At 39.6% G+C, this 14302-nt stretch carries 10 protein-coding genes; 4 read left to right on the plus strand and 6 right to left on the minus strand.

Translation table 11 applies throughout. The annotated features are described in order from the left end of the window. Positions 1–78: 78 nt before the first annotated feature. The 4 genes from FNW21_RS09020 to FNW21_RS16315 all read left to right on the plus strand — a co-directional run bounded on the left by FNW21_RS09020 (position 79) and on the right by FNW21_RS16315 (position 4165). Positions 79–984 carry a pseudouridine synthase gene (locus FNW21_RS09020; RefSeq protein ID WP_144256416.1) on the plus strand — a complete coding sequence of 302 codons (906 nt, stop codon included), beginning with the start codon at positions 79–81 and terminating at the stop codon, positions 982–984. Between the two features lie 72 nt (positions 985–1056). Continuing rightward, the gene (locus FNW21_RS09025) at positions 1057–1419 is read left to right on the plus strand and encodes a nuclear transport factor 2 family protein (protein ID WP_144256417.1); all 363 of its coding nucleotides are present in this window, start codon (positions 1057–1059) and stop codon (positions 1417–1419) included. Between the two features lie 211 nt (positions 1420–1630). Further along, on the plus strand, positions 1631–3889 hold the full coding sequence (locus FNW21_RS09030; RefSeq protein ID WP_144256418.1) for a glycoside hydrolase family 3 N-terminal domain-containing protein: 2259 nt from the start codon (positions 1631–1633) through the stop codon (positions 3887–3889). Positions 3890–4024: 135 nt separating this feature from the next. Continuing rightward, positions 4025–4165, plus strand: a complete 141-nt coding sequence (locus FNW21_RS16315) for a hypothetical protein (RefSeq protein WP_185963909.1) — start codon at positions 4025–4027, stop codon at positions 4163–4165. A 76-nt stretch (positions 4166–4241) separates the two neighbouring features. Here the strand turns inward: FNW21_RS16315 and FNW21_RS09035 are convergent, their stop codons facing one another. From FNW21_RS09035 to FNW21_RS09060, 6 genes are all read right to left on the minus strand, one after another. Further along, positions 4242–6254, minus strand: a complete 2013-nt coding sequence (locus FNW21_RS09035) for an alpha-amylase family glycosyl hydrolase (RefSeq protein WP_185963910.1) — start codon at positions 6252–6254, stop codon at positions 4242–4244. 312 nt (positions 6255–6566) lie between these two features. Continuing rightward, positions 6567–7790 carry a T9SS type A sorting domain-containing protein gene (locus tag FNW21_RS09040; protein WP_144256420.1) on the minus strand — a complete coding sequence of 408 codons (1224 nt, stop codon included), beginning with the start codon at positions 7788–7790 and terminating at the stop codon, positions 6567–6569. A gap of 96 nt (positions 7791–7886) precedes the next feature. Next, positions 7887–10013, minus strand: a complete 2127-nt coding sequence (locus tag FNW21_RS09045) for a glycoside hydrolase family 97 protein (RefSeq protein WP_235889616.1) — start codon at positions 10011–10013, stop codon at positions 7887–7889. A 207-nt stretch (positions 10014–10220) separates the two neighbouring features. Continuing rightward, the gene (locus FNW21_RS09050; RefSeq protein ID WP_144256422.1) at positions 10221–11600 is read right to left on the minus strand and encodes an alpha-amylase family glycosyl hydrolase; all 1380 of its coding nucleotides are present in this window, start codon (positions 11598–11600) and stop codon (positions 10221–10223) included. 124 nt (positions 11601–11724) lie between these two features. Then, a complete protein-coding gene (locus FNW21_RS09055; protein WP_144256423.1) occupies positions 11725–12789 on the minus strand; it encodes a SusE domain-containing protein in 1065 nt (354 codons plus the stop codon). Positions 12790–12802: 13 nt separating this feature from the next. Continuing rightward, entirely contained in the window at positions 12803–14296 is a 1494-nt protein-coding gene (locus tag FNW21_RS09060) for a RagB/SusD family nutrient uptake outer membrane protein (RefSeq protein ID WP_144256424.1), read from the minus strand. Between the last annotated feature and the right edge of the window lie 6 nt (positions 14297–14302).

Raw genomic sequence — 14302 nt, forward strand, 5'->3', positions numbered from 1 at the left:
GTTGATTACGGTTTTCTAATTCCCAAAAATCGTTTCTCAATGATATAAATAGTATCTTTGCACAAATTATAGAATATTATGAATAATAAGGAAGGCAATAACAGAGGGAATGGCGCTAGACCAACAAGTTCTAGACCAAGTTCGAATAAGCCAAAACCTGCGATGCAAAAAAGGGCACAAGGGCCAAAAAAAGTAAAAACAATCGTTAAAGTTGCTGACACCACTGATAAAGTGGAGAAAAAACCCAATCAAGCTCCCAAAAGACCTAAGGTAAAAGACGAAATTCGTTTGAATAAATACATCTCAAATTCTGGGGCTTGCTCAAGACGTGATGCCGATATTTACATTCAATCTGGTACAGTAAAAGTAAATGGAATCCCTGTTACAGAGATGGGGTATATGGTAAAACCCGGCGATGTTGTCAATTTTGACGGATCCGTTTTGACTCCAGAGAAAAAAGTATACATTTTATTAAACAAGCCTAAAAATTTCACTACTGCACTTGACGAAGGACAAGAATTTAGAAATGTATTGGAATTAGTAAAAGGTTCTACCACAGCAAAAATTGCTGCTGTGGGTAGAATGGACAAGAATACAACCGGTTTATTGTTGTTTACCAATGATACCGATATGATTCGAAAATTTACTTTACCAAGTCAAAAATCTTCTAAAATTTACCAAGTTTCGCTAGACAAAAACTTAAAATTTGAAGATTTAGAAAAAATAAACAAAGGTTTGGTTCTGGACGGACACCGCGTATTTGTTGAAGATGTTAGTTATATTGAAGGCGAATCAAAAAGCGAAATTGGTCTTAAACTTCGGTCTTCGAATGTAAAAGTGGTTCGCGCCATTTTTGAACATTTCAGTTATGATGTCTTGCGAATAGACCGCGTTTCATTTGCAGGATTGACCAAAAAGAATCTACCAAGAGGAAACTGGCGATTGCTTACTGACCAAGAAATTATCAATCTCAAAAACGTATAAGTCTTTTTAAAATTAGCTATATAAATCCCAATCCATTAGTATTTGAATTGGGATTTTTTTATAAAAAATACTATGACACCAGAAAAATTACAATCAATTGCCTTCAAATGGTTTGATGCCTTTAACAACCACAATCTGGACCAACTCTTGTCCTTGTATGATGACGATGCGGAACATTATAGCCCAAAACTAAAAATACAACAACCCCAAACACATGGCCTTATCACTGGAAAACAAGCGCTACGAGAATGGTGGCAAGAAGCATTCGAGCGTTTGCCAAGTTTAAATTACAAAGTCAAATCGCTTACCGCAAATGGGGATCGGGTTTTTATGGAATACATTCGGACAGTAGCAGATCAAGACGATATGCTCGTTGCCGAAGTACTCGTTGTGAAAGATGATAAAATTATCGCATCACGAGTGTATCACGGTTAGAAAAATTACATTTTGGTTCAAAAACAATCTATCAAATCCTATTTTGTACCTTCAAAATGGGATTTTTTATGCCAAAAAAACAAAACAAATTTCAGAAAACGAAAACGTTAAAGCTGACTTATTTAACCTAAAACGAAGTCCTAATTAGGGGCGACTAGATTATATACTATACTTTTAAAAGCTATTAAAAAATAATTCGAAAAAACGAAAAATGAAAAAGAATATCCTATTACTAATTCCCTTCCTACTTTTTTCAAGTGGGTCTTGGAGCCAAAATACAAAGGCAGAAATCAATAAAAAAGTATCCGATTTAGTGTCTAAAATGACTTTGGAAGAAAAAATTGGTCAAATGACTCAAATAACGATTACCAACTTTGAAATCAAAGGAAAACCGGGTGTTCTAGATACCGAAAAACTAAAAGAGGGTATTCAAAACTATCATGTTGGATCGATTTTGAACGTGCCAAATCCCGGTGCTGCAACGACCAAAAAATGGAATGAAGTCTTGACAAGCATTAGCAACGAAGCCAATAAAACCAGACTCAAAATCCCAGTTTTATATGGCATTGATGCCATTCACGGATCAAGTTATACGGCAGGTGCCACATTATTTCCACAACAAATAGGCATGGCAGCCACGTTCAATACCGAAATTGTAAAAAAAGGAGCCGAAATATCCGCTTACGAAACCAGAGCTTCCTCAATTCCTTGGGTTTTTTCTCCGGATTTAGATTTACCTAGAAACCCAGCTTGGTCTCGTACTTGGGAATCTTTTGGTGAAGATGTCTATTTATCGGCACAAATGGGAACGGCAATGGTTAATGGCTTTGAAGGCAATGACATAGGGTCAAAATACCACGTAGCTTCCTGCATGAAACATTTTATAGGATACGGAAGCACCACCACGGGCAAGGACAGAACTCCAAGTATTATTCCAGAACGCATTTTAAGACAATTTGATTTGACGATTTACCAAGCAGCCATCAAGGCGGGAGCCAAAAGTGTTATGGTGAGTTCAGGCGAAATAAATGGAACTCCTGTTCATGCCAGTAAATACTTGATTACCGATGTACTCAAAAAAGAACTGGGTTTTGAAGGCGTAGTTGTTACGGATTGGAAAGATATTATCTACTTATACACCCGTCATAAAGTGGCCGAAAACAATCGGGATGCCGTACGAATTTCGGTTATGGCAGGAATCGATATGAGCATGGTGCCAGAAGACTATACTTTTTACACGGATTTATTGGATTTAGTAAACAAAGGCGAAGTGCCTATGTCCCGTATTGACGATGCTGTTTCTAGAATTCTCAAAATGAAATTCGAACTTAACTTGTTTCAAAACACGGTTGCTAATGTAAAGGATTATCCTAAATTTGGCTCCCCAGAATTCATTGCTGTAGCCTACAATGCCGCTGCCGAATCGATTACGTTACTCAAGAACAATGCTGCTGTTTTGCCTTTACAAAAAAACGAAAAAATACTCGTAACAGGTCCAACAGCCAATAGCATGAAATACCTAAATGGAGGCTGGTCCTACAACTGGCAAGGAGAAAATTCCGATACCTATGCTGCCGATAAAATGACTATTCTTGAAGCATTGCAAAATAAAATTGGTGCCCAAAACGTACTCTATACTCCAGGTGCGGATTTAGCCAATTATGATGATGCCGCTATAGAAAAAGCAGTAGCATTAGCCAAAGACGCATCGAAAATCGTGTTGTGTTTGGGCGAAAAAAACTATACCGAAACGCCAGGCGACATTAGCAACTTATACATTACACCGTCACAAACGAAATTGGCTTTGGCACTTGCCAAACTCAACAAACCCATTATTCTAGTTTTGAACGAAGGAAGACCACGCTTAATTAGTGATTTTGAAGACCAAATGAATGCCGTAATTCAGTGCTATTTGCCAGGTAACGAAGGCGCAAGAGCATTGGCTGACATCTTGTATGGCGACGTAAATCCAAGTGGACGATTGCCGTATAATTATCCAAGATATCCCAATTCATTAGAAAAATACAACCGCAAATACACCGAGAGTCTGGGCGATGAGGAGCAAAATAACGATGCCAAATACGAAAAAAGTTATTCGCCACAATATGAATTTGGCTCTGGATTGTCCTATACTACTTTTGAGTATTCGGATTTAAAAATTGACAAACCAGCCATTACTAATACGGATACCGTTACGGTAACCATTACCCTAAAAAATACTGGAAAAGTAATAGGTAAGGAAGCTGTTTTACTCTACCTAACGGATGAAGTGGCAAGCATTACTCCTGAAGTAAAAGCATTAAAAGGGTTTCAAAAAATAGAACTCGCTCCCAACGAAAGCAAAACACTAACATTTACTTTAACTCAAAAAGACTTGCAATTTGTCAACAATGATTTGAAATGGATTTCTGAAAAAGGGAAATTTAAAGTTCAAATAGGAAACCAAGCGCAAGAATTTATGTTAAACTAAATTGCGTTTAAGATTTCAAAAAAAGCTGCTATCATTTTCAAAATGAAGAGCAGCTTTTTTGTTTTTATTATAAATACGAAGTGGCAAAAGACAATTCTTTAAATTCAAAATGTATTGTTTTAAATGACAATTATCGTGGCAGAACTAGATTTTTTAAGTCCTAATAAATTATTTTACTATTCTTCATTTGCGTATGGTAAAAAAGAAAAAGAGACTGTCTTTTTGGAACAGTCTCTTTCTTTTCAAGGTGCAACTACTGTAGCTTGTTTTAACTAGTTACACTTGCAGCAGTAAGCAGTAGCATTTTGAGCTACAATTTTTTTATTGCATTTCCGTTCTAGTATTATTTAATTTATTGCACTATAATTTTTTGACTTAAAGTAGTATCTCCCACTAATTTTACTATGTATATTCCGGGTTTAAATGTGTTTGAAAGAGCGCCTTCACCCCTTACTTTTTGCTCATACACCATTTTTCCTTGTATGTCGTACACCGTAATCAAGCTGGATTCTCCCTCTTTTAAACCAGTTAATTTTAGGCTTATTTTTCCGTTAGTGGTTGGATTACAATATGCCACCATAGTTACCTTTTCTTCTTCAATTTGAATGCTTTTTGCATTCGACAATCGAGAAGTTGCCGTTCCCGCTGCGACTGGAGATAATTGCCATTGTGCACTATAAAAACTATCTTGAGATCCTGAATATTGAGCAAATCCAGTTTGTGCTTCTACATTAACAATACTGGCAGATTGCCATTTATTTCTAATTCTAAACCAGGTACCATCAATGTATTCCGGTGTCCATTGCGCACTAGACCAACCAGCGGTTATACCGCCACATTGCACTGAACCAGTTTGGTTTTCTATGTGCATGAATTCGCCTGTACCAAGGTTTTTGAACTGCGTGTAGCGACCATCAACCATTACTTTTTCCCAACGGTAATTGTTGTTTGCTACTGTTGCTCCATAGCCTACATTGGCGCCAGCATCATAAAGGTAGGTTCCTTTCCATCTGTTTTTAATGGTGAAATAATATTGGTTTGTAACCACGATATACTGGTACGCATTCAAAGTCATTGTTGCGCCCGAAGTCAAGTTAATAGTTGCTCCTGTATACACCTCCTTGTAGGCTCCTGCCAATGCTGCGGGCACGACAAAAGTAGATGCCGATCCCCGTAAGTTAGTAAGAACTACAACTTTCTCGCTACCAGATGTCTTGGTAAAAGCACACACATTAGTATTAGAATAATTAGTCATTGTACCCCGTCTAATGGCTTCGCTGGTGTTTCTAAAATTTAGAATTTTGGTGAAATCATTTTTTGCGGTAGTATTGCTCCAATTGATTTTCACTGTTGTATACGGCCACGGAATTACTTGGTTGAAATCAGCTTCTTGACCACTGGTTAAAAACGGAACGCCACGCATATAGGCGGATACTAGAAAATTAGCAATTACACCGTCGTGTCCACCAAAAACATTCATAGCCGTTTCAGTAGTTTCCGAGTCATGGTTTGCGGTATACCGAACCATTTGTTGTGTGGCATTTGCCGATGTGTATTCCGTATTAGTAACCGTTTGAAGTTGCGCTACCGAACTTCCAGTGTGAACCGCTTTTATAGCATCTCCGTACCACTTAAATCCAAAATTCATGTCGAAACCAGAAGTGAAATTTTGGGCAAGAGTTCCCTCGGCAAAAAGTACTAATTTATGCGACGTAATGCCTCTTAAATTAGTGATGGCTTGCGACCAGAAAGCAGCTGGGGCACTATCGGCAAAGTCACAGCGATAGCCATCAATATTGGCGGCAAATATCCAATAGCGCATGGCATCAATCATCGCTGCTTTCATTGTTGTGCTATTGAAATTTAAGGCAGCAACATCCGAATACGTGCTTAATTGTTGAATCACACCATTGACTTGAACATAATAATCAGGATGTTGGGTAATCCAGGCATGATCCCAGGAAGTTTGATTGGCAACCCAATCCAAGATAACGGCCATTCCTCGGCTATGTGCGGCATCAACAAGGTTTCGTAAATCCGTTAGCGAACCGTATTCTGTTCCTACAGCTTTAAAATCTTTGATGCAGTATGGAGAATTAGAACTTTTAGAATCAGTGCCATACGGATAAATAGGCATTAGATATAAAACAGTAATACCAAGTGCTTTGATTCGATCTAAATCTGCAGTGACAGCAGCTAGATTTCCTGCGGCACTGTGCGGTCGAATGTGCACCTGATAAATACTGGCATCTCTAAGATCCGAAACTCCTGTGTAAGGTGTTCCGTATTGAGCCGGATCTTGAGCATAGACTGCAGTTCCTATAAACAACAAGAAAAACAGTGTTGCATGTACTAATTTTTTCATTTTTTTCATTTCATAATTGGGTTTAGTGGTTATTGTTTTTTGGGTTATTTAATAATGTTAATGCGGTTGAATTTGGGCACAAGAAAGCCTATCCCCAGTTTTAGAGGATAAAAAAATCAGAAAAGAATTGTAAATTAAGTAAGTCGAAAGTTTTAATGTCGTAAAGTCAAAAGAAGCAATATTGCCAATAATAGTTCAAAATCAATCTATTACTCCATTTTGTATAATTTTCAAAACACGTCATTATACGATGATTGTAAATTAAAATCCCCTTGACAAGCTGTTCACAGGGGATTTTTTTTTAGAAAAAAATTATTGTTTTACCACTTTCATCGTTTTGGTACCTGAAGCTGTGGTTACTTTGGCAAAATAAATACCGCTAGTTAATCCCGAGGCGTCAAGAGTCACTTTGCTGTTTTTGGGAGTAACGGTTTTAATTGTTCTTCCGGTGATATCAACAAGATGAATGCTTTCTATAGTCTCTTTGGAACTGCTAAAAGTCCAATTACTTTGCGCTGGGTTAGGATACACGTTGAATGATGATGCGTCAAAAGTGGCAAGACCTAGCGTATTAGTGATAACATAAGCAAATGTTGTTTTGTTAAAACTAATATTGAAGGTACCTGTTGAAGGAACAGTAATACCATCTGCATCGATTACAGCTGTACCAGAAGGAAAGTCAGTTCCACCCCAGTTGTAAGGCAAAGTCCAAGAGTGATCGCCACGAAATTTTAAAGCACCAGGAATTAAAGCCACATTATTGAGGGTATAATTGATTCCATCTGTAGTAGTCATATCGGTGTCAAAATCCCATTTACCAGGAGTTCCTCCTCCAAAGATGCTGATTACTTGAAATGTAAAACTGTAAGCAAGGGTTGTTTTGTTAAAAGTAATATTATAAAGACCAGCCGTTGGAATAGCAATGCCATTTGCCGCTACTACTGCCGTACCTGACGGAAAATCAGTTCCTCCCCAATCATAAGGTAAAACCCAAGCATGATCTCCTCTAAATTTTAATGCTCCAGGAATTAACGCTACGTTTTTTATGCTGTAGATAACGCCATCTGTGGTAGTCATGTCCGTATCAGTAGTCCATTTTCCTGGGGTGGCGTCTCCAAAGATACTCACCACCTGAAATGTTGCGGCCTGAAGATTGATTGCATAAGCCAAAGTCGAAGTGTCAAACGTAATATTGTAAGTCCCAGTTGTTGGGATTGTAATACCACTAGCCTGCACTACTGCTGTACCAGACGGAAAAGCAGTTCCTCCCCAGTCGTAAGGCAAATCCCAAGAATGGTTGCCACGAAATTTCAAAGCGCCAGGAATCAAAGCCACATTGGTAATTGTGTAAACAACTCCGTCAGTGGTGGTCATGTCGGTATCAGTAGTCCAAGATCCTGGGGTTGCGTCTCCAAAAATACTGACTACCAGAGCAGCTGTGTTTTGTTTTTGGATAGAAGAGAGCGGTTCTGTTTTTGCATTTGCAAAAGAAAATGTCAAAAGACACATAACGAATAATAGTACTTTTTTGTTCATGGTTTTTGTTTTTTAATAATTAGTAATAGCAAAATTGTTTGGATTGTAAACCCATTACAAAGTCTATGGCTTGTAATGGGTTTGTTTATTTTGAGATTAGATTTTTTTCAATCCTTTTATCTCCGCTGCAGTTGCTTCTTTGATGCTAATGGCAACACCACCACCGGGTTCGATGTATTGTTTGAGCACTGTTTTGGCAGTTACAACCACTTTAGAAATGGTATATTTTTGAGGATTTTGGTTCCAGCTAGCATCTTTGGCATCGGCATAAATGGTGGCGATGTATTTTTTGCCAGCAGGCAAATAATCAAAAACGATGGTTGCCGTTCTGGCATTTTCATCGGTGATTCCACCTACAAACCAAGCGTCTTTTCCTTTGGCTTTTCGAGCAATCGTAATATAATCGCCTGGCTCGGCTTCTAGTATATAACTGTTATCCCAATCTACTGCCACATCTTTGATGAACTGAAAAGCATCTGGAAAACGAGTGTAATTACTAGGGATATCGGCCGCCATTTGTAGCGGGCTGTACATCGTAACGTAATACGCCAATTGTTTGACCAATGTGGTATTCACCCGTTGGTTGCCACCTGTTTTGTAATACGTAAGATCGGTCTGAAAAATCCCAGGTGTAAAATCCATTGGCCCGCCCATTAATCGGGTAAAAGGCAAAATAGTAGTATGATCGGGATTCAAGCCGCCCATGGCTTCAAACTCGGTTCCTCGTGCCGATTCTTGCGCAATCCAGTTGGGATACGTACGATTTAGACCTGTTGGTCTTACGGCCTCGTGGCTGTCAATCATAATTTTGTAATCGGCGGCACGCTCGGCTACATGTATGTAATGGTTGACCATCCATTGTCCGTCATGATGCTCGCCACGCGGAATAATTTTGCCCACATATCCGGTTTTTACGGCGTCATATCCATTGGCGTTCATGAACTCAAAGGCTCTGTCCAAACGACGTTCGTAATTGGTAGCAGCACCAGATGTTTCGTGGTGCATGATGATTTTTATGCCTTTTGCAGCAGCGTACTCGTGAACGGCTTTGACATCAAAATCGGGGTAAGCGGTTGTGAAATCAAATACTTCTTCTTTCCAGTTGTTGATCCAATCTTCCCAACCTACATTCCACCCTTCGATAAGGAGGGCGTCAAAACCATTGGCGGCAGCAAAATCAATGTATTCTTTGGCGTGCTCGGTGGTGGCTCCATGTTTGCCATTGGGCGTAAGCTTGGAAAAATCTTGACCTAGTTTTACGTTATTTTCTTTTCCGTATGCCCAAGTACTTTTGCCAGCTACAAAATATTCCCACCAAATCCCGATGTATTTTACGGGTTTTATCCACGAAACATCTTTGTAACTGGTAGGTTCGTTGAGGTTTAAAATCAGTTTTGAAGCTAGTATTTCGGTAGCTTTGTCGCTCACAACAATTGTTCTCCAAGGTGTTTGGGCATCGGTTTGCATATAGCCTTTGTTGCCCACGGCATCTGGCGTGAGGTGGCTACTCATCTTGAAAGTGGTAGCATCAACCTGCAACGACATCGCGGGATAATTAACCAAAGCGGCTTCGTGAATGTTGATGTACAAGCCATCATCCGATTTCATCATCGATGGGGTTTGTACTGCCAACTCTTTGATAGGCCATTGCGAATTGATTTCGACAGTGGCTTTTTTCATCAAAGACGGAATCTCCGAAATTTTAGAAGTCGTATACGCATATTCATTGGTGTCGTAATCGCCTGGAATCCAAAATATTTTGTGATTTCCAGCCAATTGAAACTCGGTGTGCTCCTCTTTGATGATAAAATAGTTCAGCTGTTCTTGTTTTGGAAATTCATATCGGAAACCCAATCCATCATCAAACAAACGAAAGCGAATGCGGATGTAGCGGTTGTTGTTTTTGGCTTGTGCCAAAGTCACGACCAACTCATTGTACTTGTTGCGAATGGTTTTTTGTTCTCCCAAAACAGGATTCCAAGATTCATCTACGGATTTTTGTTCGGTATTTGTCACCGAAAAACCTTCCATAAACGAAGCACCATCTTTGATTTCTAGCCCTAAAGTACTGGGCTTGATGACCGGTTTTCCTTTATAAGTCAATTGATAGGACGGAACTCCATTGGCTTTTAATTCAAATTGTAACGAAAGATTTTTGTTTGGCGAGGCAATGGTTTGGGCTTTCGCCAAAAAGCAACTGCAACAAACCAGTAGCATGGCCATTAGATTCCTCCTGATTCGGGAGGAACCGATTTCATTTTGGGTTTTAAAATTCATGTTTTTTAGTTTTTTTAGCGAATTAAAATGCCAGAAAAGCGCAAAGAAATGGACACAACAAAGTTCCATAAGGGATGCGAAGACGCTATAGTTTAAAAACTACTTACTGTCTTTGCGCCTTTGTGACAAGGAATGCGAAATGGGTGCTAGAATCTAATTTTTGAGAACGAGATATTGAAATGGCAAAACCATAACCTCGGTTGTAAAGGATGTTGCTGCTCCAGTGAAACCATCTTTCCAAGCGATTTTTGCTAATGGAGCTGGAAGAATATATTTGGCACTTACAGGGGTAAGGTTCGAAAGGACAAACACTTTTTCAGTTTCGGTTTCCATGGTAAATGCGCTAATGGCATCGCTACTAAAACCTTTGTAGGTTCCAGTTTTTAGGGCGTTACTGGTGTTTCTAAAAGCGATTATTTTTTTGTATTCTGCTAGCATATTGGCGTCGGCCGTAGTCCAATCGATGGGCGTTTTGGTAAAATAATCGATTCTTTTTTTGTATCCAATTTCTTGTCCGTTGTAAATCATAGGAACTGATTTCATGTAAGCAGCAACCACAAACGCCGCTATAGAACCTTGTTTGCCGCCAAACAACTCAAGTGGTGTACCGTCCGAGAGGTTCACGTCATGATTGGTCGTGTAGCGTACAATGCGTTGCGAGTTGTCATAATTAATAGCATATTCAGCTGCATTGGCGTCTTGCAATGTAGTAGCCGATTTGTTTTCGCCAAAGACTTTTTTCAAACCACCATAAAATCCGAAACCAAACGTATAATCGAAACCAGCGGCAAAGTGGCTCACTTTTGACCCTTCGGCAAGCATTAATAGGTTTTGATTTTTGATTTTTCGCAAAGCGGTAATGGCTTGTGACCAAAAACTTTGCGGAACACCATCGGCATAATCGCATCTAAAACCGTCGATATTAGCGGTATATACCCAGTAGGACATGGCGTCAATCATGGCGTTTTTCATGTCTTGATTGTCAAAATTCAATTGAGCAACATCATTATAATTGGTTCCAGGAGGAATTATAATGTTCCCATTGGCATCTTTTTGATAGTATTCCGGGTGTGTGGTAATCCAAGCATTGTCCCAAGCGGTATGGTTAGCCACCCAATCCAGGATAACGGCCATGTTTTTTTTGTGCGCTTCTTCGACCAAAACTTGCAAATCAGCTAGAGTTCCAAATTCGGTACTTACCGCTTTGTAATCCTTAACAGAATAAGGAGAACCCAATCCACCCGCAGAGCGAACTTGACCCACAGGATAAATAGGCATTAAATAAATAACATTTACGCCCAGTTCTTGAATCGCTGTCAATCGATCTTGAACCCCTTTCAGGTTCCCGGCTTGGCTAAAAGCACGAATGTTGACTTGATAAATAATGGCATCTTCCTTTTTGGGCATTTTTTCAAAAGGGGTACCGTATTGTGTGTAGGCTGGATTGGTATTCGAATTATCATCCGATGCGCTACAGGAAACCAACGTCAGTGCGAAAAGGAGTAGGTAAACGATGTGTGTATGTACTTTCATTTGTTTTATTTTTTTGGACTAATTGTTCTTTGAAAAATGGTTACATCCCTCCGTCTTTTTCAATAAAGAGGGATGCTTTAAAAAAAATTAACTAACCATTTATGCTTAAAAACTAGTGTTGTAATTAGATTTTTTTAACGGTATAAATTGCAGTTGCAGGATATACTCCTGTAGTTGGGTCTTTCTCTTGAATAGAAAAAGTCACCTCATAGTTCCCCGCTTCGGCGACATCATAAGCACCTTGATTGTCAAGATACATGATGCCGTCATTGTTGTTTTTGGCACCATAATTTATAGTCCAAGCATCATTCAATCTAAATTTTAGAGCACCGGCTAGCAATGCGCCTTTGAATTTCCAAATTTTGAGTTGGTGATCGTAGGTCATAGCGGTACTGCTATTCCAGCCGCCAGCCGTTGCTGTTCCTATTATGCCCCAAGCATAGGGCGTTGCCGTCCATTTTGAGGTGTTTAAATTCACCATCATTTGATAGGTTCCCGCTTTTGCAACAGCAAAATCAATGTTGCTTCCGTCAACCAGATTGCCATTCGCATCGGCGCCATAAAACTGATTCCAATTGCGTTCGTTTGTGAATTTGAAACCCAACCCTTTTGAAGCAGGAAAAGTTACATATCCTTGGTAAATACCGCTATCAACTGCGTCCAAGGCTGCTGCGGTCGCGGCATCCCAATCTTGGTAACTACCTGGCATATAAATGGCACCAAATACCACTTTTTTGGCAAAAGGAGTCACGGCTAATTCGATAGCTTCGGAGGTGATTTTTCGGTCCAAAGTAGCCACAACACGCACTAGAATTTTGCCTTCCACGTCAGCGGTTAGGCCTAGTTTAATAGCCATTTTATTCAAATCTGTTCCTAAAAAAGATTTGCTTAACACGTCCTCACCAGCTTCAACAGCAATAGCATTTGCCCAAGTCACATCAGTAGCTGTATCAAATAAAAGAGTATAGGCAACAGGTGCATTTATAGGAAAAACTACCGCTGGCCATGAGATAGTAGTCACGGCTTGGCTTGCAGTTTCGGATTTAAGTACGACTTTGCTTGGAGAAGCTTCAATAGGAGCCGTAAAGTTTACTTCTTTCAAAGTAGTGAGTTCAGCATTGTTTTCGCAGGAAGATCCCACAAAAACGAACGCGCAAATTACGAGTAACTTGTTGATGTATTTTTTCATGATAGTGTGCTATTTAGTAACCTGGATTTTGTTTGAGTCCTTTGTTGGCATCAAGTGCGGCCGTTGGAATTGGGTATAATTTTCGGTACTCGGCGGAGCTTCCTCTAAATTGATTTGGCAACAAAAAAGTATCAAATCGGATCATGTCTTGTCGTCTATGCCCTTCCCAACTTAATTCAAATCCTCTTTCGTTATAAATATCCGTAAGGGTTGGGTTTGCGGCTAATATGCCGAGTCCAGCACGTTGTCTCACTTGGTCTATAAATGGTTTTGCCGCGGTTGCATTGCCCAATCGAACATTGCATTCGGCAATCATTAATAGCACATCGGCATAGCGGTAAATAGGAAAATCATTAGACGCACCACCACCGTCCATTGGGGTAACTGGATAAAATTTTACATCACGAACACCTGCTTGAGGTGCTGCACCAGGATTGTCTAATGAGGCTACATCTACCGTATAATTGACACCGCCTCCTTGATCGCCGTACAAGAATTGTTTTTTACGAATATCAGTAGCGTTGAATTTTTGGAAATAATCTTTGGGAACAATCGTACCATTCCATCCGCTGTATCCAAACAAGGTTTTTGCGTGTGGCCCATACAAACTACGCACCGAAAAGATGTTGCGAGAAACCACATTTGCTGTAGCAAAAATGGACAAAATAGTTTCGTCATCCGGAAGTACATCGCCAAAGAGTTCGTAATATTTATTTCCTAAAGGGCTAGAAGCATTAGCAGCACCTGAATGAAGCGAATATCCTCCTTGAGTCACTTTCTCGCAAGCGGCCAAGGCTTCTTGCCATTTTGGTGTACCAGTATACACACCAGCATTCAAATACACTTTGGCTAATAAAGTATAGCCTGCCCACTTGTTGAATCGTCCGTAGTAATTTCCGCCTTTGGTAACCGATAGTAACTCCACATTTTCTGTCAATTCTTTTACAACAAAAGCATATACCTCTTGACGTGTTGCTTGTGGAATTTTGTCTACCGTAATTTCATTGTCCGTATAAAAAGGAACGTTCCCAAAATCATCAATTAATAAATAATAGAAAAAAGCGCGCAATACCTTTGCTTCGGCAATTTTTGAAGGTTCGGCATTTGATTTTTCTAATTGATTTACGGCTAAATTGGCATTAAAAATAGATTTGTATAACCATTTCCAAGTGTTGTTAATGAAGGAATCCGTAGGCAACCATTCGTGTTTGTACAAACGGGCAAAATCCAATTCCCAGTCTCCTGTTGTTCTATGCGGAATCACTTGCTCATCCGAAGCAAAAGAGTTTAAGTCATACCAACCTCTATCAGCTCCAGCATATCCTACGCCATCCCAGTTGCCACCTACTTGAGCGTAAACGCTTGCTAATGCAACATCAGCTCCTTTTGCAGATCCATAAAAGTCATCTGCGGTGTATTTATCATACACATTTTCATCTATATTGGTACACCCAATAAGCATCAAGAAACTTACGCTTCCTAATACCAGTATATTTTTGATTTTCATGTTGGT

This window comes from Flavobacterium restrictum (genome assembly GCF_007097245.1).
Classification (GTDB): domain Bacteria; phylum Bacteroidota; class Bacteroidia; order Flavobacteriales; family Flavobacteriaceae; genus Flavobacterium; species Flavobacterium restrictum.